The organism is Herminiimonas sp. GW821-FHT09C12, assembly GCF_059416385.1.
The window spans coordinates 1848766-1872469 of record NZ_JBWKPC010000001.1 but is presented as its reverse complement, the minus strand read 5'-3'; the positions used below and the strand labels follow the sequence as shown (position 1 = coordinate 1872469).

The following is a 23704-nucleotide window of genomic DNA, read 5'->3' as shown; positions in this document are numbered from 1 at the left end:
AATGCGAGGGACCGAGTCTTATGCTGTATGACAAAGACTGCGATCAAGCTTATTTGATGCGCTGCTTTTCCAGCTTGCGTGCCAGCGTACGTCTATGCATGCCAAGACGACGAGCAGCTTCGGAGATATTAAAATCTGTCTCCACCAGCACTTCGTGTATGCGCTCCCACTCCAGCGTCTTGATCGAAGTCGAACGATTGCTCAACTCGATGTCGACCACGCCTGCGACATGACCAAAGGCAGCTTCGATATCGTCAGTGTTGGATGGCTTGGCCAGATATTGGCACGCACCCAGTTTGATGGCTTCGACTGCTGTGTTCAAACTGGCGAACCCTGTCAACACCACGATCAACATTTCAGGATCATGCTTGTGCAGCATTTGCACACACGCGAGGCCGGAAGTATTTCCTTCCAGTTTCAGATCAACTACCGCATAGCGCGGAGAATGTTCGCGTAACAAAACCGCAGCAGCATCCAGATTCGCCGCCAGCAACACCGTGTAACCGCGACGCTCGAATGAGCGACCTAATGTGCGAGCAAAAGCGGCATCGTCTTCAATAATCAACAATAGACGATCACCCGCCATTTTCTTCATCCTCGTCTAAACTAATTGCGGCAAGCGGCAAGGTGAGTTCCACCACTGCACCACCTTCTGCACGATTGCGTGCTGCTACAGTACCACCCAATTTGCGCGCCACATTCACAACCAGAAATAATCCCAAACCACTACCCGCCCGCCCTTTGGTTGACTGATATGGTTTGCCCAACTGCGACAGCATCGCAGGCACAAAGCCGGGACCGGAATCTGTAATCAATAGAATCAGCTGATCCTCTTCGCGCGAAGCTTCGAGACACAACCATTGCGGTGACGCTTCAAGTGCATTGTCGAGCACATTGCAAATCATTTGCTTGAGGACTGAATCGAAGACCACAGGAATATCCGGCTGTATCCGGTTTTTATATTCAAAGGAAACGATAGGCCGACTGCTACGCCACTCTTCCGCCAGATCATTCAAGAAAGTATTGAGTGTCGTTTTTACCGATGATTCACCACGCGCTTCACCCGCTGATAAGAGGATGCTGCTGACGATGGATTTGCAACGCTTTAGCTGCGTTTCCATCTCGGCGATTTCATCCTGCAATTCCTGGTTCTTACTGAACTCAGGCATCCGTCGCCAGTCACCCAAAATCACTGACAGCGTTGCCAGCGGCGTACCCAGTTCATGCGCAGCACCCGATGCCAGCAAACCCATACGCACGATGTGTTCTTCTTCAGCTGCGCGTTTGCGCAAATCGGCGAGTTGCGCATCGCCTGCACGAAGATTACGGTTGATACGGGTCACAAAGAAAGCGAGCAAAATCGCATTCAACGCAAAACAAATCAGTGTGCCTTGTACATACAAACTGAAAAACCGTAGCTCATGATCGTAGGGCAAGATCAGTGGAGTAGAAAGCACAGAGAGCGCAACCAGACAGGCGCTGGTGATCGCGACGATAGTCCAGGTCGTCCAGGCTTCCAGCAGTACAGCACTGAGAATGATCTGTAGCAGATAAAGGAATACGAAGGGATTGGAAGTACCGCCGCTGAGATATAACTGCGCCGTCAAGATGGCGACATCAACCAGCAGCGCGAGGAACAATTCCTTGTTCGAAACGCTAGGCCGTTCATGCCAACGTAGATGACTGGCGATATTGAAGGCGACCAAACAGACCAGCACTTCCAGCATGTGACGCACTGGAAGTTCAATGCCAAAACCAAGCGTGACGACAGCGATAGTTGTGAGTTGCCCAACGACGGCGATCCAGCGCAGTTGTATCAACTGCTGCATATTCTTGTGACCCGCGGCGTTCTCACCGCGCACGGCAGTCCAGCGTGTGTTTTCTTTACTCGCAGGAATCTCGGTTTTTCCCAGCATCTTCAGTTTCTCGGTCTATACAATCAGCACGTCGACTGTTGGCACGCGCCCTACGCTCTTCACGCGTCAGCCAAAAAGCCGCGCCTGCCACCATCAAGGCAAGAGCATACCAAGTAAGTGCATAGACCAGATGGTTATTGTGAAACGAGATGACTGTCAGACCACCAACCGGCTCGGCAGACGTAGTTTCTGCTGCAGAATTGGCAACGGAATTCTTGCTTGCCTCCGCGTCAATAAAGTACGGCGCAACATTCGACAACTTATGCATCGCTGCAATTGCCTGCACATCGCGCGAATACCAGCGATTGCCGACAGGATCGTTATGGCGAAGAAAACCGCCGCCCGGTTCACTAATGCGCAACAAGCCGGTCACGGTGACAATGTCGTCCGAACCAACAGACGCGATATTGGCACGCTCGGGAATATAACCGCGATTAATCAGCACCACACTGCCATCCGCTCTACGCAAAGGTGTCAGCAGCCAATAACCGCTACCGAGTTCAGTCACTGCCTGCACCTTGGTGGAAAGTGAGTGGAGCAAAGTCCCCGTCACAGTCACATGACGATACTCGTCGTTAGCCGCACTGACTTGCGACCAGCGATCCGGTCCCGGAGCAGGCACTGGTGCTGCATGCACACGCTGATCCACACGTTCGATCAACGCGAGTTTCCATTGCAGGCGATATACCTGCCATGTTCCCAGCGCAAGCAAACCAATGAACAAGACGAGCGCGATCACGGACAACACCAACAAGGTGGTGCGCGAACGTAAAAGCGGCTCAGCTTCTTTCGAAACCGAGCCGCTTGTTTGTACAGACTTATCTGACATTACTTATGATTCATCTGATGGGTTGCAGGCATCTCGCTGGATGGCATGTGCATTTCACCCGTAGGATCAGACATCATGCCCGGCATCATATTGTGGTTCATGTGATACATGACCCAGATCGAACCCGCCAACATGATGACCACCACCATGACCGTAAAGACCAGGGCCAGAACTGACCAACCGCCTTCAGATTTGGTATTCATGTGCAGGAAGTAAATCATGTGCACAACGATCTGTACTGCAGCAAAACCGAGGATGACAAATGATGTCGTGCTCGATTTTTCGAACACATTGCCCATCACCAGCCAGAAAGGAATTGCCGTCAGGATGACCGACAGAATGAAACCTATCGTGTAGCTCTTCAAGCTGCCATGGGCATGATCGTCGTGGTCATGATGACCGTGGTCGGCACCGTGTGCCGCGTGTGCGTGATGTTCGCTCATGGCAACACTCCCATCAGATAAACAAAGGTAAATACACCGATCCAGATCACGTCCAGGAAATGCCAGAACATCGACAAGCACATCAGACGACGCTTGTTTTCAGGAACCAAACCGTGACGTTTGAGTTGGAACAGCAAAGTAACCAACCAGACTATACCGAAAGTCACGTGCAAACCGTGAGTAGCAACCAGAGCAAAGAATGATGTCAAGAACGCGCTACGTTGCGGTCCTGCACCTTCATGGATCAGATGACTGAATTCATACAGTTCCAACGCGAGGAAGGCTGCGCCGAGCAAGCCAGTCACGACCAACCAAATCATGGTGGCGCGCAAACGCTTGCGTTGTGCTTCCAGCATCGCAAAGCCGTAGGTGATCGATGACAACAACAGGAAAGCCGTGTTCATCGCCACCAGTGGCAGGTCAAACAATTCAGCACCGGTAGGACCGCCTGCGTAGTTGCGACCCAGTACCGCATAGGTCGCGAACAGACTCGCAAAAACCAGGCAATCGCTCATCAGATACAGCCAGAAACCGAGCAAGGTGCCGTTTTCCGGATGGTGCTCTTTCACGTAAAAACGTGCGCTCGGGTCAGCGCTCATGGCGCTGGCAGAATGTGCAGTAATTTCAGACATGGCTTTCCAACAAGCGAGTGCGAAGATTTTCGGTGCGAGTAACTTCTTCTTCCGAAATATAAAAATCGCGTTTGTAATTAAAGGTATGGATGATGATGGCTGCGATCAACACTACAAAAGTAACGCCCGCCATCAGCCACATTTGCCAGATCAGGCAGAAGCCGACCGCTGCACTGATTGCAGAGATGATGAAACCAGCTGCCGTATTCTTCGGCATATGGATCGCGGTGAAACCTGTCAGTGGACGCTTGTAACCATTTTTCTTCATGTCAGCCCAGGTGTCGTTATCGTAGACCTTAGGTGTAAATGCGAAGTTGTAGTCTGGCGGTGGCGACGATGTCGACCACTCCAGCGTACGGCCACCCCAAGGATCGCCGGTCACATCACGCAGTTCATCACGACGTTTGTAGCTGACATAGAACTGGATCAACATCGAACCGATACCGAGTGCAATCAGCACAGCACCGACTGCAGCAACCTGGAACCAGATTTGCAGCGATGGATCCTGGAACTGACTCATACGACGAGTCACGCCCATCAAGCCGAGGATGTACAACGGCATGAAGGCCATCCAGAAACCGATGATCCAGAACCAGAACGAGCATTTACCCCAGAACACGTCGAGCTTGTAGCCGAATGCTTTCGGGAACCAGTAATTGATCGCAGCGAACACACCAAACACTACGCCACCGATGATCACGTTATGGAAGTGAGCGATCAGGAACAGGCTGTTATGCAATACGAAGTCGGCTGGTGGTACTGCCAGCAAGACGCCGGTCATACCGCCGATCACGAAAGTGATCATGAAGCCGATGGTCCACATCATAGGCAGTTCGAAACGGATACGACCGCGATACATCGTGAACAACCAGTTGAAAATCTTCGCGCCGGTTGGAATCGAGATAATCATCGTGGTAATCCCAAAGAACGAGTTAACACTCGCGCCGGAACCCATGGTGAAAAAGTGATGCAGCCAAACCAGATACGACAGGATGGTAATAACGACAGTCGCATACACCATCGAGGTATAACCGAACAAACGTTTCGCCGAGAAAGTCGATACCACTTCCGAGAACACACCAAACAACGGCAAGATCAGAATATAAACTTCAGGGTGACCCCAGATCCAGATCAGATTGACGTACATCATCGGATTGCCGCCAAGATCATTCGTGAAGAAGTTCGTATCAAGCACGCGATCCAGCGACAGCATGGCGAGCACTGCAGTCAAGATCGGGAAAGCAGCAACGATCAAAACGTTGGCACACAGAGCCGTCCAGGTGAATACTGGCATTTTCATCATGTCCATGCCTGGCGCGCGCATCTTGACGATGGTCGCGATCAAGTTGACGCCGGATAACAGTGTCCCGACCCCGGCAATCTGTAATGACCAGATGTAGTAATCCACCCCGACATCCGGACTCGCCAATATCCCCGACAACGGCGGATAAGCCAGCCAGCCGGTTTTAGCGAATTCACCAACGAACAAGGAAGCCATAACCAGCATGGCACCAAAGGTCGTCATCCAGAAGCTGAAGTTATTCAGGAATGGGAAAGCCACGTCGCGCGCACCGATTTGCAGCGGCACTACATAGTTCATCAAACCTGTAATCAACGGCATCGCCACGAAGAAAATCATGATCACGCCATGCGCGGTGAAAACTTGATCGTAGTGATGTGGTGGCAGGAAGCCAGGGTTATCGCCGAAAGCGATAGCCTGCTGGGCACGCATCATCAATGCATCGGCAAAGCCGCGCATCAACATGACCAAACCGAGGATCATGTACATGATGCCGATTTTCTTGTGATCGATACTGGTGATCCAGTCGCGCCACAAAGTGCCCCACAAACGGAAGTAAGTGATGCCGCCGAGAACCGCGATACCGCCCAGGACAACCATTGCGAACGTTACCAGCAGAATAGGCTCGTGGAACGGAATCGCGTCCCAGCTCAGACGGCCGAAGATAAGCTTCGTCAGATCAGTATGGTCTTGCATTAGTTACTCTTCAATAAATTGGTGGACGGAGTACATACCGCTGCATCGATTTCAGCAAGGGCAGTCTTTTCGTCTTTAAGGAAATTCTTGGCTGCAGCCTGAACCTTCATGCGATTGGCATCTTCATGCATGGTTTTATTTATGCAGACAGTGCCTTCAGCTACGCAACGATTCAAAATCGCCTGGTACAAATCAGGCGCGACTTTGCCGTAGTAGCGCACAGGCTCACGCTCGCTTGGTTTTTCCAACTCGGTGTAAACCGCGCGATCCAGCGTCTGACCTTTTTGCTTGGCGTCTTTTACCCACTTGTCAAAGTCAGCCACATCCATGCCGTGATACTTGAAGCGCATGTGCGAGAAACCTGCACCGCTGAAGTTCGAGGAGAAACCGTCGAATACGCCAGGCTCGTTGATGACCGCATTGAGTTGTGTTTCCATACCCGGCATTGCATAGATCTGACCAGCCAGTGCAGGGATATAGAAGGAATTCATCACAGTAGATGCAGTGATCTTGAAGCGGACCGGCACATCTATCGGCGTAGCCAATTCATTGACAGTCGCGATGCCTTGTTCAGGATAGATGAACAACCACTTCCAATCGAGCGCCACGACTTCAATCGTCAGCGGTTCGGCTGCAGCCGAAATCGGACGGTTGGCATCCAGACGATCAAGCGGACGATATGGGTCCAGCTTGTGTGTGCTGATCCATGTGATCAAACCCAGCGCAATAATGATAAGTAGCGGTGCGCCCCAGATCACAAGTTCCAGTTGAGTCGAGTGATCCCAGTCAGGGTCGTATTTAGCTGCTGTATTGCTCTTACGATAGCGCCATGCAAAGAAAATTGTCAGGGCGATCACAGGAACAATGATCAACAACATGAGTAGCGTGGAAACAACGATAAGTTGTCCCTGCTGAGCGGCTATGTCACCAGATGGATTCAGTACAACCAGGTCACATCCAGCCAGCAATGCGAGTGGTAATAGAAGTAATCCGCGACGAGTTATCAAAGAAGTCATTCAATGCATTACGGAGGTTGGGAGATCGTGCTAATGTAACGCAAACAGCGTGCGTTGCCGATTGGACGTTTTGTCCCACCCTACGGGTAAGGGACTTGTGGTGTGGGGCAGCGTCAGCGCGTTGATTAACATGATTGGAGACAAAGATTATGGCCACCACGTATGACACAGGACTCCCAGCTGACTCCAAACTTGCCTCACCAGGCGATGGCCCTAGAATCATCAATACCCGCGGCGGACATATTGCCCCGGGGGAAATCGCTATCGGAGTGGTTATTGGCCGCGCTTCCGAATATTTCGACTTCTTTGTCTATGCCATTGCTTCAGTGCTGGTATTCCCGTCCGTTTTCTTTCCGTTTGCAGACCCGCTGACAGGCACACTCTACGCCTTTACGGTCTTTTCGTTCGCATTTATTGCCCGGCCGTTCGGCACAATTGCCTTTATGGCAATTCAACGACGATTTAGCCGAGAAGCAAAGCTCACGCTTGCCCTCTTCCTGCTCGGCGCATCCACGGCCGGCATTGCTTTCCTGCCAACTTATACGCATTTAGGCGTGACCGCCATAGTGCTGCTGTCAGTGTTGCGTATTGGTCAAGGTATTGCACTTGGCGGCTCTTGGGATGGCTTGCCTTCCTTGCTGGCACTCAACGCACCGAAAAATCGACGCGGCTGGTATGCCATGCTTGGACAATTAGGCGCACCGGCAGGTTTCATCATTGCGGCCGGCTTGTTCGCTTATTTACTGTCTTCGATTTCCAGAGAGGACTTCCTTGACTGGGGCTGGCGCTATCCGTTCTACGTAGCATTTGCCATCAACGTGGTCGCACTGTTCGCACGTCTGCGTCTGGTCTCGACACCTGAATACAGCCGTCTGCTGGATGAACAGGAACTGGAACCGACCAGTGCCGTTGAAATCACCCGCTCGCAAGGCCGCAATCTGATCATCGGTGCGCTCGCGGCTCTGGCCAGCTATGCACTGTTCCATCTGGTCACGGTATTCCCGCTGTCCTGGATCACTTTATATTCCGAACGTTCGATCAGTGCCTTCCTGCGCGTTCAAATGTGGGGTGCGGGCTTGGCCGCTGTTGGCGTGATCGCTTCCGGACTGATTGCTGATCGCTTTGGTCGTCGCACCACGCTCGGGACATTGGCTGCTCTGATTGCGGTATTCAGCGGCTTTGTTCCCTTCTTGATGGGTAGCAACGAACTCGGCCAGGACATCTTCATCATCGTCGGCTTCGGTTTGCTCGGTTTGTCCTACGGTCAGGCAGCTGGTGCAGTTTCTGCGAATTTCCCTGCCAAGTATCGCTATACCGGCGCAGCACTCACGTCCGATCTGGCGTGGTTGGTGGGTGCAGGTTTTGCACCGCTGGTCGCACTGGGGCTGTCTGCACATTTCGGTCTGGGTTACGTCAGCCTGTATTTGCTGTCGGGTGCTGTTGGCTCACTCGCTGCATTGAGCCTCAATCGCGCCCTGGAAATTAAAAACTAGTATGTGATGTGACGCTAAACGCGTCATCAAAAAGGGCAGACATTTAAATATGTCTGCCCTTTTTTATCACCAGTCTTAATCTGGCCACGATCATGCTATTTATCTTCACGTCAAAACAGGCGCATTAAACGTTCCACCTGAATCAGTACCTTCAACTCTCTGCCTTTACTTCCGAAGCAGACAAGAAGCGTTTCCGCATAGGCAAGAGTACGAACTTGGCAGCAATACCCGCACCTATCGTGACAACCGCTGCAAGAATAAATACACGGTTCCAGTTACCTCCCGCGGCCACTACCGAAGCCAGTGGCACCATCAGCGCTGCTACACCTTTGGCTGTGTACAAAGTACCGGCATTCGCGGTAGCGAATTTACTGCCGAAGGTATCGCCGCAGATCGCTGGGAAGATCGAGAAAATCTCACCCCAGAACATGAAGATCAGCGCAGCAAACGTGATGAACATATAAGGATTGTGACCATATTTCATCAAGCCGAGCAAAGCCAAACCCTCGCCGATAAATACGATGAACATCGTATTCTCACGGCCGATTTTGTCGGAGATAAAACCACACAAAGGACGGGTCAAACCGTTTGCCACATTGTCGATAGACAGCGCCAAGGTCAACAAGGGTAAGGTCGCGCCAAACATGGAAATAGGTGTAGAACTGATACCGAAGTCATGTGCAATCGGACCAAGTTGCGCCGTCGCCATCACACCACCCGCAGCGACCAAAACATAGATCACATAGATCAGCCAAAACACTGGCTTTGTGAGCATTTGCTTGGTCGTGTAATCAACCTTACTCACAGTACCCACTCTGCCAACCGCATGCTTAGGTGCTTTGGGCCTGACCAAAAACAGCGCCAGCACAAAGATCGCAACACCTTGAATAATGCCGAATGTGAGAAAGGTTTTTTCGTAGCCTGCACTCCCTATCATATTGGCGATCGGGATCACGGTAACAGCAGCGCCGGCACCAAAACCGGCAGCCGTCAAACCTGCTGCCAAGCCTCGGCGATCAGGAAACCACTTGAGTGCATTACCAACGCAAGTACCATAGACGCAACCAGCGCCGATACCAGATACGACTGCTCCTGCGTACAGCATAGGCAAAGAGGCCGCATAACTATTCATGATCCAGCCAAGACCGGCAAAGATTGCACCGCCAGCCACCACCGGACGCGGACCGAATTTATCACCCAGCCAGCCCTCTATCGGCACCAGCCATGTTTCGATCACGATAAAAATGGAAAATGCGAGCTGAATGGCTGCTGTTCCCCAATGGTGTTTATTCTCCATGGGCTCTACGAACAAGGTCCAACCGTACTGTAGATTGGCAACCAAGCCCATACACACAATACCGATGACCAATTGCATCCAGCGATTTTTGTAGCCTGTTACTTTTTCGGAATCAAGAACACCCACGTATGCATTTGCCATTTTTATCACCTATAAAGGGATTCATAAATTTGCAGCAGCTGAACTTTGGGTAGCCCACCTTAAAAAACATACTGATTGGATGCCCAAGATATGTAATCAGATCATGTATAGCGAAATAAATTCCGTATCGTTGTCTAACAAACGATAGAGCGAGAGAAGGCAAAGATTATGCCAATCGAGATGTTTACCGCTGGCTGGCTTATTTTAGTGTGAAATAAATGCCAAAAGCCGTGTGGCAAAAATGTTCTATCTTCTGTTTAAGTATCGTTAAGCTACTCAAGCAAACAGATATATACCTTGATGCAGCGCAAACATGATTTAAGCCAGCAACCACATCAAGGCAAGCAAAGCAGAAAACAATCCGGCCAATTTACCGAATGGAACCGCGCGCTTCGGTGCGTACGTCAGCAATAAAACCAACAGCAAGGCACCCATCGTCATGGTGCCTAGGCACAAGACGGCACCTATCGTCCATCCTGCCAATTTGACACACACAGCAAAGGTCGCAATCAGCGCCAGCGTTCCTATCCATCGATATCGGTTGCGCGTAGCTTGATCCAACTCTTTGCCGCGACCATAGATATCAGCATAGTGCCTATCCATCGCAAGACTCAGTGCAGTCCAGCCGCTATAAGCCAGCGCCAAACCCGTCGCAAAGCCAAACTCACTCATGCCGCCTCCTGCATGGAAGAGCGATCATTGTCACCGACTACCTTTTCCTGCGACTTCACTTTGATGACAGCCGTCTTGCGCTTCAAGCGTTTAGCGGCATAAAGCAAAGCAAGTCCGAATACCAGCACAAATAGATCGAAGCCGGCAACCGCCCACGGCCCTTTGCCCTGCAACAACGTCACACCCAGATGTGAGTGCGTAGTAAATATATTCAGCACAGGCAGCAAGGCAAACAACAAACCACCGACACTCAATTGCCATTGCCACATGCGACGATCAGGACGGATGTGCGCCAATACAGCAGCGGTGCCCCATGCGATAAAGAACCAGCTTATTTCTGTATTTGCACGTCCATCCAAACCTACCGGCAATAAACGGTTAGCCCAGAAATAACTCGCAAACGCAATCGGCAAACCAGCGATGGCGCCGATGTTCAAGCCATCAACCAGGCGCAAACCGAATCCAACACGTCCGCCTTTTGCCAATACCTTCGCATAGCTCTGGCGCTTCTTGACTCCCCATAACAAAGCGCCGGTAGCAACCATTGCGCATCCAGCCAAACCGCACAGGAAGAACAGCGTACGTAATAAAGGATTGGCGAAATTCGCCACATGCAAACCGAAGAGCACGCCGCGTGTCTCGGCGGCTGCGCTCTCTTTATCACCTATTGCAGAAAGGTAGGCACCAGTTACACCGTCAAATTGCATGGATTGTTGTGAATGCGAAAGTTTCTTTTCCTGCTCGCGCGTGATCTGAATCGTGGCATTCGCATCGCCAGGATTATTAATCGTGACACGGCTCACTTGCCCGCCGTTCCAATGTTTTTCAGCCTGTGCCAACAGCGGCTCGATGGCTGTTAGTTGCGCCGGCTTGTTGGCAGGTTTTTTATTTTCGGCCTGACGGAAAGTTTCAGCATTAAATGCTTTTTCATCGCCCTTGTACGCAGACTGCACACCAAACGGCATGTACATGAACATCAAGGTCACCAAGCCGGTATAGGTAATCATCAAGTGATACGGCAAGGCGAGTACCGCAACGGCATTATGCGCATCCAGCCATGAACGCTGCCCCTTCTTCGGACGGAAGGTAAAGAAATCCTTGAAGATACGCTTGTGCGTAATCACACCGCTAACAATGGCAACCAGCATGAACATCGCGCAGAAACCGATAATCCAGCGCGCCCATATCGCAGGCATGTAATGCAGATCGAAGTGCAAGCGATAAATGAAATCACCACCGCGTGTCTCGCGTACTTCACCCATACGCTCACCCGTCGCCGGATTCAATTGCACTCGTTCGACTTTTCCACGCTTTTGGCCTGGTTCAGCCGGCTTGACCCAGACCACGCCTAGCGCTTGATTACGTTCATCCGGCAAAGTGATAAACCAACGCGTTGCATCGGCCGCATCTTTTTGCAGCATGCGTATTCCGTTTTCTATTGCCTGCGCCGGTGGTACCGGCGTTGCCGCTGCCGCATGCAATTCCGGCTTCATCCACAAGCTGATTTCATCACGGAAGTACGAAGCCGTACCGGCAGAAAAAACCAGGAACAATATCCAGCACACCAGCAAACCTGACCAGGTATGCAACCACGCCATAGACTGGCGGAATCCCTCTTTCATGCGACGCTCCGATATGCCAGCAATCCCAATCCTAGGATAGCGGCTGGTAATACGATGCCGATCCAGGCACGGAATGCACTACGCGCTGCAAACACCCACAGCACCGCACAGGTATAAACAGTAAACGACAACAGCGTCGCCGTCATGACAGCATCGACGCGCGCCATCGGCAACATTAAAGACAGTAAGGCTGTGGCGAGCGCCGTCACCGCATAACCGCCAAGAATGGCAGCTACGGCACGCGAGGCAACGCCCAGACGGTATTGCAATTCTTCGTTCAGTTTCATTTGCTTGAAATCACTTGCGCTGATTACAGGAGAGTGATTGCCTTGCGTGCAAGACCTCTCACCATCTATGCTTGTCACGGCCTTACTGCACTCGTCCTTATGCGCTGACGCAGATTCAGTGCAATGCCGCGCGCCTTCAGGAGACACACCTTCGAAGGTGTAGTCCACAAAAGCACTCGCCATTTTAATCGATAATGATTATCATTAACAATGATATTTTCTTGCATACGACTCATTAGTACGTCTTGAGCATCAGCCAACCTTACGCACGCCATATACCTGTGGCGTCCCTACCGGTTTGCCCCACCTCACGAGATCGCCTATACTCACGCCCATGGCAATCTTCGTTCACTCCTTAGGCACATTGGCAACAGAACAGTCCTTGATGGCAGTTCTGTTTTCGCACGTGCTCAGATTTCTGGGCGCAGAACACGCCCTCCAGCCGGCAGCAGATTCCTAAGCCCGGCGATACTTCCTTTTTCTCATTAGCGCAATTCATCTATCGCCGGGCTTAAGCCAAGCGCGATAGCGGCCAACTCTTTCTTGAGTGTGGGCTGCGCTTTGGGATTTATTTCATGCCTTCAATTATTTACGGCGAGTTCACCCTCGCCAAACTTCCGCTCGTTCGCCTGCTGCACATGCGTGGCGCGTTCTCTCTTCGCCCATATCTGTTTTCTACAGCCTGCCGCTCGCTGTACTTTTTTCTCATATCGAGGTCGCCGTGGAGCTGACCAAAAACTTCGTTAAACACAAGAGCCCTTGTGCCGATGGATTTCGCTGGTTTCTGCGCAATCATCAGGAAGGCAGCGATTACCAACCGCTGCTGGATGCGTTAGTCAGCGCAGGCAGAGTCGATGACGCTTGCTGGCTGCTCACGCAATTCGGCCCCACTGATGCTGTATTAAGAGTAGACGCCATCGATGCTGAAGCAATCGTGTTTGCCGGGACGCTGGAAGTACAAGGCAACATTGAAGTCGCTTCGATTGTGCGAGCCGGACGTGCGATACGCGCCGGTGGAGGGATTCGTGCTGGCCATTCCATTATTGCTGGCGAAGACATTCGTGCTGCCGGCAGCATACGCAGCGAAGGAATGCTGGATGCTGGCGGAGATATCAAGGTGGGCTGGGGCATAGAGGTTCAAGAAAACCTGCGCTGCGGTGGCGACTTGCGCGCCGAGTGGGAATTGTTTTGCGGCGGCGACCTGTCTGTTACGGGTAACACATTCGTGGGACAAGACCTCATGGTCAAAGGCGTATTTCGCTGCGATAAAAGTATCAGAACCGGTGGTGCTATCACGGGGCTGGACTGCATCTGGGCAGGCAATGGAATTGAATCCGGCGCAGCCATTATTTGCGAAAAACATTTGGAGGCAAATTGGGGCATCAAAGCCCAGGAAGCCATTATTGCTCACGGCACGATCAAGGCAGGCGAGAGCTTGCAAGCAATGGAGGAAATACAAGCAGGTGAAGGGTACGGCATCTATGCCGGATTGATTGTTCAGTTTGATGCGTGGGAGGCGAGTGCCCAGGTGCGCGCCAAATCAAAACCTGAACGCCTGATGAGTGGTTGGTGGGGTGGCGCTTGCCTGGCTTGATGCCATGTTCTCGCCCCTGAAAAAATCAACTTACCTCATCTTGATTTGGAGATTATTTTGAATCACGTAGCCTTACCCTTCCCTTATCTTCTCTGGCTTGCGCGCATCATGGAATTGCGCATAGATGTACAGCTTCCGTTATCAGAACTGGAAAGAGAACTTGATGCACTCAATCGACGGCTGAACCAGCCCGGCGATGCGCTTTACGATCTGCCCTGCATAGACATTAATTTTCCCGGTCTGGCCTTTCGTTATCGCGAAGCAGATGGAGAACATTATGTCTATGTTGAAGATCTGAAGCGTCGTTGCCTCGCAGGTTATACCGTCTTTAATCGCTTGATCGAACTGAATCGTCGTCAGGACAAACATCTGCGCGCAACGCATTCCAAATACGCGCCAGCCTATCAACGTCGCGGCATTGCAAGCGCGATCTATCGATGGTGGCTGGATGCAGGCAACTGTTTAATTAGCGGCGCACGTCAATCCGTTGGCGCACATGCCTTATGGCATTCACTGAACAAACATTACGATTTGATTTATGTCGATCTGCGCGAAAAAACTCTGAGCTACTTAGGGAACGAAATCAGTAGCCAGATCCGCGAAGATCTTCATACCAGAATGGTGATGTTCGGGAAAAATCGAGACTTGGTCGGATTCGTTGAAGATACTGGAATGACGATACCGTAGCGCAGAGATCGCTAGAAGATTGAACATATGGCAAAGCGCCGGCAGGTATTTCTACCTGCCGGCGCTTCTTCTGCAGCTCTACTTTTTTCTTTACTACTTAAAACATCCAACGTGCCTTCACCGAAGCAGTCTGATTGACAAAGCCATTGCGGCCTTCAGCATCGTAACGCAAGGCAATCTCACTACCATTACCAGTCTTGCGCACCAGACCCAAACCACCGCGCATCGTCCACGGACGCTGTTCCATGCCATAGGTCACGAATGCAGCTTGTGGTGCACCAGCAAAGGCCGCGATGATGGAGGTATTACCTTTGACCGCGGTATAAGCCGTACCCAAGTTGGCAACGAAAGTCGTTTTCTCATTCAACTTGTGCGCCAGCTTGCCATCAACTGCGAGCAGTAATTCATTCGCACTGCGTCCCGCCACATTCAGGTTCAGAGCACCGGCTCCGTTCTCCTGATAAGACTGATCCTTGATCCAGGTGTAATCAGCACGTACCGATGGCGTAAAGCTGGTGTTGGCGCTCAATGGCAGGATGCGTCCGACACCGACACCGACGTGTGCAGTCAAACTCTTGTAGCTGGCGCTGGCGGTACTACCGGTGAAGGCAATACGGCGGCTACCTTTATTACTGTTTTGTCCGACGTCTGCCTGGAAATTGATCTCTGTATTTTCATCCAGGCTATAGCTGCCATATCCAAGCAATTGGAATACATCGACATCCATGTGCTGTGGCGCGATGGCTGAGTTGCCATCAACCTTGGATTTGGCATAGGCAAAACCAGCACCGAGACGGCTGCGCTCATTGGTAGCCATATCTACACCAGCGACGAAACCGGTGCTATTTGCCTTGAAGCCGGACTGACCATCACGGTCATCCTGACGCGCCCAGGAACCGAAAGGTTTGAACCAAACGTATTTATCACCGATGACATCATCGCCGGAAGAAAGGCCACGGTTGTTTTCTATACGCGCCTGCACCACGCGATTGATACTGGTGATGGAACCGGTGGCGGCTGCCATCGAACCGCCATTCAGCAATGGCAGCGTTTGCGTAACGGCATCCGATACAGCCTGCTTGCTGGTCAGGCCAACAAAATGACTGCCTATTGCACCACCAGGATTGGCTGTAATGACTTGATCCAATACTGTCGCGGCACCGACGGCCGGGGTGTTATTGGTTTCTTTTACGCTACCCAGCACCGTGACCGGCGCCTTGGCCAGTGTCAGGTGGACAGCATTACCAACTTTGATTGCGCCGAAATCGAACAAGATTGAATTGTCGGTAACAGCAAACGTACCATCACTATTCAAGGTCGACGCAGTCAAGATATTCTGCAGACGATCCACGCTGAACTTGTAATCACGCGGACTGACATCAACATCGATCTTCGCATTGCTGCCAAGATCGGCGACACCATTGATGTTCAGCTTGGCATAAGTCGTATCGCCACTGACACCAACACATAACACACCTGTATTAGTTTGCGTGTAATTGCCTTGTACCGTCGCATTCGCGCCGCTCAGGCTAAGCGTGCCGTCATTTCTGAAACCATTCGTTGTACCAAGGAGCGCGCCATTCGCCAAGGTGACTGTGCCGCTGTTGCTAAGGCTGGTAGCCACAAGCTCGGCGTTGGTCGCCAAGCCGATACTACCGGTATTGGCGGCTATCCCCTGAATCGTCAACTTTGCCTTGGGATTGCCATTTGTGCCGACTTGCAGCACGCCCGTACCGGCCTGCGTATATGTGCCATTAATCACCGCCGTCGTGCCAGCAGCCAAGTTCATCCCGCCGGCATTGTTGAAACCGTTGCTGCCGACAGTAATACCGTTGAGCAGAAGGCCTGACATGCTGCTCCCTGCCGCCATGTTGAACTGAGCACCATTGGCGACTGAGAAACCCTTAACATTGTAAGCATTGCTGTTCGAGAAATTAGCGCCTGCCAACACCGTGAAATCGGTATTGCTCGCATCAACGTCGCCGATATAACGAGCATTACTGCCTTGAGCATACATGGCAGTCAGAGATGCATTCGCGCTGACTTGCACAGCATATTGGTAACCGATGATGGTACCGCTGTTATAGATGCCACCAGCAATCTGACCCTGACTTTCTACAGTGATACCGATTCCAGAATTGCCATTCATGGCAATTCCGATAGTACCGGCAGTATCATTGACAATATTGCCGGTGATTTTTGAACCCGCCCCCGTAACCAGGATGGCACTTCCGTAGTTGGTGAGTATCTTATTGTTGTTATAAAGCGCCGTACCATTAGTACCCGTCGTCAGGGTAGCACCGCTTCCCAGCGCTAAAGCCGCATATCTTGCCGAGATGGTGCCAGTATTGTAAATGCCGTTGGTAATCGCAGAAGTAGAAGTCACTTCGATGCCTGATCCACTGCCGGCACTGATAATTGACCCACTATTAACGATGCCGCCCAGCTTGCTGCTATTACGCATGTAAATAGCGTAAGCGTCATTCCCTTGTATTTTCCCCTCATTGAAAAGACCGCCGGCAATGTTACTGTTCATAGCTAAGGTTATGCCAGTATTCGCGCTGATCTCGCTATTAACGCCCTCATTGCGCAGGCTGCCATTCACTGTCCCTACAGAAGCGAAAAAAGCCCAACTGCTAACAGGACCGGTCGCATTTATCTTGCCCGTATTGACGATGTTGCCATTGACAGTAGTTTGGAGTAACTCCAGGCCGTACAAACCGCCAGTGAGAGTCCCATTGTTAACAATGCCGTCAGCGACAATAGTCGAATTGTCTATCTTGATCGCAGCCGAGGTTGCAGCAATACTGCTGCCAGCACCGTTCAAGATGCCGTTGGTGATCTTGGAAGAGTTACGGACGTCTATACCAATGGCGTTGGCATCGGGCGCGTTGATTTGAGCGCCATTGATGTTCTGAATAGCTTTCACGTTAGAGGCAGACAAGGCCACAGCACCGGTAATCTGGGCACTGCTGCCATCATTGATAATAGCGCCGGCGATGTTGGAAGCATTCACCAAAATAGCGGCCCCAGTGTTTTGAGTCGACAAAATACCGGTATTAGTAATGTTGCCGGATAAGGCGCTACCTGACGTAATATCGATGGCGCTGATGCCAGCACCGCTCACTGTGCCATTGTTTGTGATGCTGCCAGCAGCACCAGTCACCGAAATCGGTTTGATCGCAGGATCGGTGACTGAAATCACAGCACCATTTTCGATGGTCACGCTAGCGCCGTTGTTATTCAACACGCAATTGCTATCAGTCGCCTGAACACCGCTAATAGAATTGGCACCCGCACCGCACACATTCGCCGCGAACGTCGGCCCCGCACTCAGCAAGAGCGCAGCTACCCCCAGTGTGGCTGCAGCACATGTCGTCGAAGATTTGCCGCGACTGGCTGATTTTTCATGCGTGACGATGAATGCGGAGCGCGCTTTGCTCCAGACGATGCGATAGGCCTTGTTCACGATAGCTTCCTTCCTGTGTACGCGACTGGCGCGCACTTTGTCTTGTAAATAACCAAGCTAGGAAGTTATCGAAAAATTGCCCTGCGGAATCGAGCAAACCTGAGCGGTACCCGACAAAAACAGTCGGGATTACCCTGTAGCGCCCGTCAGCTTAAGCAGCGCCGATATTTGGTAAACGTAAAGAGAAGGTGACTATCTTTGCAGCGATGTTGTTTTCCAGATGCACACTGCCGCCATGCATCTCGGTGATACGCTTCACCAGATACAAGCCGAGCCCTGCGCCCGGCTGATGTTGCGCCGCATGTCCGCGGAAGTATTTCTGGAACAGGCGCGCCACCTCGTCTTCAGGTATCGGCTCTCCATGATTGCTGACTGCAATATATAGTGCGCCACCTTCATCACCGACAGCACTGACATGAATCGCACGTCCCATCGTGGAGTGTCTATCTGCATTAGCCAGCAAATTACGTAGCGCCACTTGCAATAAACCGCGATCACAGAAAAAGGAAGATGGCAGCGCTTGCGCAGAAAGCGTGATGCGCTCTTCCGGCCACTCCGCCAATGTCGCTTCCAGCAACTGCTGCGAATCGCAGACAGTCGGTCGGAATGCCGTCGCACTTGCGTTCATTCGATCAGTGGTCAAGTATTCATCAACAAGTGCTGCCATACGGCGTGCAGCATCACGCAAGTTCTGGCAGCGCGTCAGGGTTTTCTCACGTGCCGCGTCGAGGTTCTTCGCGATTTGCTGTGCAGTCGTATTGATGATGGCCAGCGGTGTGCGGAACTCATGTGACACCATCGCGACAAAGTCCTGCTGCTCATTCTTGATGCGCCGCTCCACTTCCAGTGCCTGCCGCAATTCCTGCTCCAGTTGCACCCGCTGTGCGATTTCCTGCTGCAGCGCTTCCGTGCGCTTGGCAACCTGATCTTCCAGGCTTTCATTCAACTGCCGCACGACCCTGACGGTTTCTGCCTGTGCGTTCTCCTTGTCGCGACGCAGTCCGTCGTAACGTAAATTCAAACGCAAGCTCATCAAGATCATATGCAGCAAGGCACCGATCGCGATGGCATGATCAGTCCCGAAATTCGTCGGCACCACGGCCAGATTGCGCAGATAGCTGATCACCGCTCCGGCATAAAAAATTCCGAATACCAGCAGGAAGAAACGTGCTGGCTTGTGTCCATGTAAAACCAACCACAACGCGATGCTGACAAACACTGCTATTAGTGACATCGCCACCTGCTGCACCAGGATGACACCTATAGAGAAATGACCACTCAAGATCAATAAAGCGCTCACCAAGGCAACCGCACGTGCGCCATATAGTACGAAACGACCGAAGCGCGGCCAAATCGGAGGCAGTTCCAACTGCTGCAAGGAAAATTGCACGCCCACCGCCAAGCTGGCGCACATCGACAAGCCAAGCAAAGGGTCAGAGATAGTGACTGGAATATCGAATAGTTGCTGCGGTAGTGCGACCGTCATCAGCTCGGTCATGATATTCATAGTCACATACAGCAGATACAAACCGCTCTGCTTTTCACGTGTCATGCGCCAGAAGAACACATGCAACACAATCAGCAAGGCAAAGCAACCAAAATACAAGCCATAGAAAAGATATTCGCGGCGCGAAGAATCACCGAAGGCCACGCGCGACCAGACTTCTATATTGGTCGACATTGCATTCTTGCTTTGCAAACGAATCAGCCAGACTTCTGGCCCGGTCGTCTCCATACTTATCGGCAGCACCACATTACGCGTATCCAGCGGCCACGACTCACGCCCGACATCTTCACCGGCATGCTGTTCATCCCAACCATGCGCACCATTCGGCCGGTACAAACGCACATCATCGAGCAAGGCATTCGAGAAACGCACAAACCAATCTTCCGACGCATCGGCCTGCCGCTCTACCTTCAAACGCAACCAGATCGTGTCCTTCGTATAACCGGCGCTGAGGGCAGCCGGTATCGCTTGCCAGCGATCCGATGCCAGTGCGGCATCAGGTGTCAACTGCGCGCCAGGATCACGCAATATAGACAGATGACCACTGCCTGTTACTTTGCGCGTGTCCACCTGCAAATCGAGCGCAGATTGTGCCAGGCCGGACAACGGCAGCAGGATAGCGAACAGAAAAAGGAATGAGAATAGACGTTTCATCGGCGGCGAGAATAACATGCGCGCAGCAGATTTCACCTTTTTGCAAACGCTCAGAAACACTCAGATATAGCTCTCAAGGAATCGGCTATCCTTACACAATGTACAAGCTCATTTTGCTCGAAGACGAAATCGTATTACGACAGGAATTGGCCGAATTTCTAACGGATCTCGGCTATGAAGTCGATGTGGCAAGCACGCTCGCCGAATTTCAAAAAATCTACACACCCGCCAGCCATCAACTGGCAGTGCTGGATCTGACACTGCCTGATGGCGATGGCATGACATTGATACGCCAATTGCGCCAGCAAGGCCATCGCATCGGCATCGTCGTCCTCACCGCACGCGGCGCCATGCCCGACAAGATTGCCGGACTCGATGAGGGTGCCGATTACTATCTAGCTAAAACCGCCGATCTCGATGAACTGGCTGCTACGCTGACCGCACTCAAGCGCCGTCTGACGCAACCCGAAGCCAGCGGTTGTTGGATACTGGAAGTCGGCCGCCGCCGCCTGCTACCACCAGGGCAATCTGCGATTCCTCTCTCACAGCAAGACGCCATCGTTTTACATACATTGATGGCAGCCCAAGGTGAAATCGTCAGCCGCCAGGCTATTGTGCAAGCATTGGGAGAGGACTTCCTGCATTACGACCAGCGCCGGCTGGATACGCAAATGCGCCGTCTACGCCGCAAAGCCGAAGAAGCGATAGGTATCGCCTTACCCGTCAATACTGCCCGCAATGCCGGCTACAGTTTTTTTGCCGAAGCAGTTATTCGAGCCTAAGTGCGTCTCACAGCGATCGTTACGCCGGAATGTTCGCTGTGACGCCGCTCTGTCGTCACAAAGATATCACTTACACAAAATCGCAAACTCCCCTATGGGGGTAAGTTCTGAGCTAACTGACGCGAATGCAGACTTGAATGAATTTTGACAACAGACTTTTATATTTCCCATCACCCGCTTGAATTATTAAACAACCGTCCCTATACTTAGCACTCACCGGAAGAGAGTGCTAACAACTTTCCCCGACTGACCAACTTTCTAGTGCGGCATGTATGCACTGTAAAGCACGCTTTGCAGCCCATGCCGCAAATCACCATAACCTATTGAAAACTAAGGAGTTTGTATGAACCTTCGTCCTTTGCACGATCGCGTCATCGTCAAGCGCCTCGACCAGGAAACAAAAACTGCGTCCGGCCTCATCATTCCTGAAGCAGCTGCTGAAAAGCCTGATCAAGGTGAAATTCTGGCAATCGGCAACGGCAAAATCCTCGAAGACGGCAAAGTTCGCCCACTCGACGTTAAAGTCGGCGACCGCGTTCTGTTCGGCAAATATGCTGGCCAAACCGTCAAAGTTGATGGCAACGAAGTTCTCGTGATGCGCGAAGAAGACATCATGGCAATCGTACAAAAGTGATGCCGTTTTTCGAACGCGACGGCCGTGCCGCAGCGATCGAAATGGTGTCATCCCTAGTAGGGATTCAGTGATTCAGTCACTCAACGAATAATCAGGAGCAATCAACATGGCAGCTAAAGAAGTAATTTTCGGCGACGCAGCCCGTGCCAAGATGGTCGAAGGCGTCAACATTCTGGCCAACGCAGTTAAAGTAACCCTGGGCCCTAAAGGCCGTAACGTGGTTCTGGAACGCTCGTTCGGCGCACCAACCGTCACCAAGGATGGTGTTTCGGTTGCTAAAGAAATCGAACTCAAAGACAAATTGCAAAACATGGGCGCGCAGCTCGTGAAAGAAGTGGCTTCCCGCACCAGCGACAACGCAGGCGACGGCACCACTACTGCAACCGTATTGGCACAAGCGATCGTTCGCGAAGGCATGAAATACGTTGCAGCAGGCATGAACCCTATGGATCTGAAACGCGGTATCGACAAAGCTGTTGCAGCGACTGTTGAACAACTCGCGCTGATCGCAAAACCATGCACAACGACCAAAGAAATCGCTCAAGTTGGCGCGATCTCGGCGAACTCGGACTATTCGATCGGCGAGCGTATCGCTGAAGCGATGGAAAAAGTCGGCAAGGAAGGCGTCATCACTGTTGAAGACGGCAAATCCCTGAACGACGAACTCGACATCGTTGAAGGTATGCAGTTTGACCGCGGCTACTTGTCGCCATACTTCATCAACAACCCAGAAAAGCAAACCGCTATTCTGGAAAATCCGTTCATCCTGTTGTGCGACAAGAAAATCTCCAACATCCGTGACCTGCTCCCGGTATTGGAACAAGTCGCTAAAGCTGGCCGTCCACTGCTGATCATCGCAGAAGACATCGAAGGCGAAGCATTGGCAACTCTGGTTGTGAACAACATCCGCGGCATTCTGAAAACCTGCGCAGTTAAAGCGCCAGGCTTCGGTGATCGTCGTAAAGCCATGCTGGAAGACATCGCTATCTTGAGCGGCGGCCAAGTCGTTGCTGAAGAAGTTGGTCTGACACTGGAAAAAATCACGCTGGAAGAATTGGGCCAAGCTAAACGTATCGAAATCGGCAAAGAAAACACCACGCTGATCGACGGTAACGGCCAAGCTGTCACCATCGAAGCACGTGTTAAACAAATCCGCGCTCAAATCGAAGAAGCAACTTCAGACTACGACCGTGAAAAACTGCAAGAACGCGTTGCCAAATTGGCAGGCGGCGTTGCAGTCATCAAAGTCGGTGCAGCTACCGAAGTTGAAATGAAAGAGAAAAAAGCACGCGTTGAAGATGCACTGCACGCAACCCGCGCAGCTGTTGAAGAAGGTATCGTTCCAGGCGGCGGCGTTGCTCTGTTGCGCGCACGTGCCAGCATCAACGTCAAAGGCGACAACTCCGATCAAGACGCAGGTATCCGTATCGTTCTGCGCGCAATGGAAGAGCCACTGCGCATGATCGTACAAAACGCCGGCGAAGAAGCTTCGGTTGTTGTGGCTAAAGTATTGGAAGGCAAAGGTAACTTCGGTTACAACGCTGCTAACGGTACCTACGGCGACATGGTTGAAATGGGCGTGCTGGATCCAGCTAAAGTGACTCGTTCGGCATTGCAAAATGCTGCATCGATCGCTGCTCTGTTGTTGACTACCGATTGCATGGTTGCTGAAGTTACTGAAGACAAACCAGCTGGCGGTATGGGCGACATGGGTGGTATGGGCGGCATGGGTGGTATGGGCGGCATGATGTAATTGCTGTTCCGCTTTCGGCATCACGCAAGTGGTGTCGAAGCTCCCATGTGCTTTATCTGCACATCAAAAAGCCTGCAAGGTTCACGCCTTGCAGGCTTTTTGTTTGGCGCATTCAAACGCATGCGATACCAAGACCTACTTCAATAGACTCGTTAAAACACAGCCCTATCGATTCTTCGAGCATCACTTACTCTTGCGGGAACTAAGAACAAGCAAACTTGCTCCAAAACCGACAAACAAAAATTTAACAAGAACTTAAGAAAAAATTCGCACAATGTTT

General features: G+C 51.7%; 19 protein-coding genes. 6 read left to right on the top strand and 13 right to left on the bottom strand.

From position 1 onward, the window contains the following. Positions 1–49: 49 nt before the first annotated feature. Genes AC07N2_RS08850 through cyoA form a run of 7 tightly spaced genes read right to left on the bottom strand, consistent with a single transcriptional unit; the run spans position 50 to position 6832 of the window. Positions 50–586, bottom strand: a complete 537-nt coding sequence (locus AC07N2_RS08850; RefSeq protein ID WP_076593589.1) for a response regulator transcription factor — start codon at positions 584–586, stop codon at positions 50–52. Next, positions 576–1916, bottom strand: coding sequence for an ATP-binding protein (locus AC07N2_RS08845; RefSeq protein ID WP_494777898.1), 1341 nt, complete (start codon positions 1914–1916; stop codon positions 576–578). Before AC07N2_RS08845 ends, AC07N2_RS08850 begins: the two co-directional genes overlap by 11 nt. Continuing rightward, the gene (locus AC07N2_RS08840; RefSeq protein WP_494777897.1) at positions 1885–2745 is read right to left on the bottom strand and encodes an SURF1 family protein; all 861 of its coding nucleotides are present in this window, start codon (positions 2743–2745) and stop codon (positions 1885–1887) included. The genes AC07N2_RS08845 and AC07N2_RS08840 overlap by 32 nt, the downstream gene beginning before the upstream one ends. After that, positions 2745–3188: a cytochrome o ubiquinol oxidase subunit IV gene (gene cyoD, locus AC07N2_RS08835; RefSeq protein WP_494777896.1), complete on the bottom strand. Its 444-nt coding sequence runs from the start codon at positions 3186–3188 to the stop codon at positions 2745–2747. Before cyoD ends, AC07N2_RS08840 begins: the two co-directional genes overlap by 1 nt. Then, positions 3185–3820: a cytochrome o ubiquinol oxidase subunit III gene (gene cyoC, locus AC07N2_RS08830; protein WP_494777895.1), complete on the bottom strand. Its 636-nt coding sequence runs from the start codon at positions 3818–3820 to the stop codon at positions 3185–3187. Before cyoC ends, cyoD begins: the two co-directional genes overlap by 4 nt. Beyond that, positions 3813–5816, bottom strand: a complete 2004-nt coding sequence (cyoB, locus tag AC07N2_RS08825; RefSeq protein ID WP_494777894.1) for a cytochrome o ubiquinol oxidase subunit I — start codon at positions 5814–5816, stop codon at positions 3813–3815. The genes cyoC and cyoB overlap by 8 nt, the downstream gene beginning before the upstream one ends. Further along, positions 5816–6832 carry a ubiquinol oxidase subunit II gene (cyoA, locus tag AC07N2_RS08820; RefSeq protein WP_494777893.1) on the bottom strand — a complete coding sequence of 339 codons (1017 nt, stop codon included), beginning with the start codon at positions 6830–6832 and terminating at the stop codon, positions 5816–5818. Before cyoA ends, cyoB begins: the two co-directional genes overlap by 1 nt. A 149-nt stretch (positions 6833–6981) precedes the next feature. Between cyoA and AC07N2_RS08815 the strand changes: the two genes are divergently transcribed. Next, positions 6982–8325, top strand: coding sequence for an MFS transporter (locus AC07N2_RS08815; protein ID WP_494777892.1), 1344 nt, complete (start codon positions 6982–6984; stop codon positions 8323–8325). 151 nt (positions 8326–8476) lie between these two features. Here the strand turns inward: AC07N2_RS08815 and oxlT are convergent, their stop codons facing one another. From oxlT to AC07N2_RS08795, 4 genes are all read right to left on the bottom strand, one after another. Then, positions 8477–9763 (bottom strand): oxalate/formate MFS antiporter, encoded by a 1287-nt coding sequence (oxlT, locus tag AC07N2_RS08810; RefSeq protein ID WP_494777891.1) that lies wholly within the window; start codon positions 9761–9763, stop codon positions 8477–8479. 318 nt (positions 9764–10081) lie between these two features. Next, positions 10082–10435: a DUF3325 domain-containing protein gene (locus AC07N2_RS08805; protein ID WP_494777890.1), complete on the bottom strand. Its 354-nt coding sequence runs from the start codon at positions 10433–10435 to the stop codon at positions 10082–10084. Further along, the gene (locus AC07N2_RS08800) at positions 10432–12057 is read right to left on the bottom strand and encodes a PepSY-associated TM helix domain-containing protein (RefSeq protein ID WP_494777889.1); all 1626 of its coding nucleotides are present in this window, start codon (positions 12055–12057) and stop codon (positions 10432–10434) included. The genes AC07N2_RS08805 and AC07N2_RS08800 overlap by 4 nt, the downstream gene beginning before the upstream one ends. Then, positions 12054–12344 carry a DUF3649 domain-containing protein gene (locus AC07N2_RS08795; RefSeq protein ID WP_494777888.1) on the bottom strand — a complete coding sequence of 97 codons (291 nt, stop codon included), beginning with the start codon at positions 12342–12344 and terminating at the stop codon, positions 12054–12056. Before AC07N2_RS08795 ends, AC07N2_RS08800 begins: the two co-directional genes overlap by 4 nt. A 721-nt stretch (positions 12345–13065) precedes the next feature. On the opposite strand from AC07N2_RS08795, the gene AC07N2_RS08790 reads away from it, so the two are divergent. Together AC07N2_RS08790 and AC07N2_RS08785 are read left to right on the top strand one after the other, a co-directional pair. Continuing rightward, the gene (locus AC07N2_RS08790; protein ID WP_494777887.1) at positions 13066–13938 is read left to right on the top strand and encodes a hypothetical protein; all 873 of its coding nucleotides are present in this window, start codon (positions 13066–13068) and stop codon (positions 13936–13938) included. Positions 13939–14046: 108 nt separating this feature from the next. Then, entirely contained in the window at positions 14047–14625 is a 579-nt protein-coding gene (locus AC07N2_RS08785) for an N-acetyltransferase (RefSeq protein ID WP_494778136.1), read from the top strand. Between the two features lie 97 nt (positions 14626–14722). On the opposite strand, the gene AC07N2_RS08780 is transcribed toward AC07N2_RS08785, so the two are convergent. Next, positions 14723–18094 carry an autotransporter domain-containing protein gene (locus tag AC07N2_RS08780; protein ID WP_494777886.1) on the bottom strand — a complete coding sequence of 1124 codons (3372 nt, stop codon included), beginning with the start codon at positions 18092–18094 and terminating at the stop codon, positions 14723–14725. A gap of 151 nt (positions 18095–18245) precedes the next feature. Then, entirely contained in the window at positions 18246–20255 is a 2010-nt protein-coding gene (locus AC07N2_RS08775; protein ID WP_494777885.1) for a sensor histidine kinase, read from the bottom strand. Positions 20256–20353: 98 nt separating this feature from the next. On the opposite strand from AC07N2_RS08775, the gene AC07N2_RS08770 reads away from it, so the two are divergent. From AC07N2_RS08770 to groL, 3 genes are all read left to right on the top strand, one after another. Then, a complete protein-coding gene (locus tag AC07N2_RS08770) occupies positions 20354–21037 on the top strand; it encodes a response regulator transcription factor (protein WP_494777884.1) in 684 nt (227 codons plus the stop codon). A gap of 343 nt (positions 21038–21380) precedes the next feature. Beyond that, a complete protein-coding gene (gene groES, locus AC07N2_RS08765; protein WP_012080503.1) occupies positions 21381–21671 on the top strand; it encodes a co-chaperone GroES in 291 nt (96 codons plus the stop codon). A gap of 106 nt (positions 21672–21777) precedes the next feature. Beyond that, on the top strand, positions 21778–23424 hold the full coding sequence (groL, locus tag AC07N2_RS08760) for a chaperonin GroEL (protein ID WP_076593572.1): 1647 nt from the start codon (positions 21778–21780) through the stop codon (positions 23422–23424). Positions 23425–23704: the final 280 nt, after the last annotated feature.

Coding starts and splice junctions, on each gene's coding strand:
- AC07N2_RS08775 (WP_494777885.1), bottom strand. CDS start 20,255: ATGAAACGTCTATTCTCATTCCTTTTTCTGTTCGCTATCCTGCTGCCG.
- AC07N2_RS08800 (WP_494777889.1), bottom strand. CDS start 12,057: ATGAAAGAGGGATTCCGCCAGTCTATGGCGTGGTTGCATACCTGGTCA.
- AC07N2_RS08770 (WP_494777884.1), top strand. CDS start 20,354: ATGTACAAGCTCATTTTGCTCGAAGACGAAATCGTATTACGACAGGAA.
- AC07N2_RS08815 (WP_494777892.1), top strand. CDS start 6,982: ATGGCCACCACGTATGACACAGGACTCCCAGCTGACTCCAAACTTGCC.
- AC07N2_RS08805 (WP_494777890.1), bottom strand. CDS start 10,435: ATGAGTGAGTTTGGCTTTGCGACGGGTTTGGCGCTGGCTTATAGCGGC.
- oxlT (WP_494777891.1), bottom strand. CDS start 9,763: ATGGCAAATGCATACGTGGGTGTTCTTGATTCCGAAAAAGTAACAGGC.
- cyoA (WP_494777893.1), bottom strand. CDS start 6,832: ATGACTTCTTTGATAACTCGTCGCGGATTACTTCTATTACCACTCGCA.
- cyoD (WP_494777896.1), bottom strand. CDS start 3,188: ATGAGCGAACATCACGCACACGCGGCACACGGTGCCGACCACGGTCAT.
- AC07N2_RS08785 (WP_494778136.1), top strand. CDS start 14,047: ATGGAATTGCGCATAGATGTACAGCTTCCGTTATCAGAACTGGAAAGA.
- AC07N2_RS08840 (WP_494777897.1), bottom strand. CDS start 2,745: ATGTCAGATAAGTCTGTACAAACAAGCGGCTCGGTTTCGAAAGAAGCT.
- AC07N2_RS08850 (WP_076593589.1), bottom strand. CDS start 586: ATGGCGGGTGATCGTCTATTGTTGATTATTGAAGACGATGCCGCTTTT.
- AC07N2_RS08795 (WP_494777888.1), bottom strand. CDS start 12,344: ATGAAACTGAACGAAGAATTGCAATACCGTCTGGGCGTTGCCTCGCGT.
- cyoC (WP_494777895.1), bottom strand. CDS start 3,820: ATGTCTGAAATTACTGCACATTCTGCCAGCGCCATGAGCGCTGACCCG.
- groES (WP_012080503.1), top strand. CDS start 21,381: ATGAACCTTCGTCCTTTGCACGATCGCGTCATCGTCAAGCGCCTCGAC.
- AC07N2_RS08845 (WP_494777898.1), bottom strand. CDS start 1,916: ATGCTGGGAAAAACCGAGATTCCTGCGAGTAAAGAAAACACACGCTGG.
- groL (WP_076593572.1), top strand. CDS start 21,778: ATGGCAGCTAAAGAAGTAATTTTCGGCGACGCAGCCCGTGCCAAGATG.
- cyoB (WP_494777894.1), bottom strand. CDS start 5,816: ATGCAAGACCATACTGATCTGACGAAGCTTATCTTCGGCCGTCTGAGC.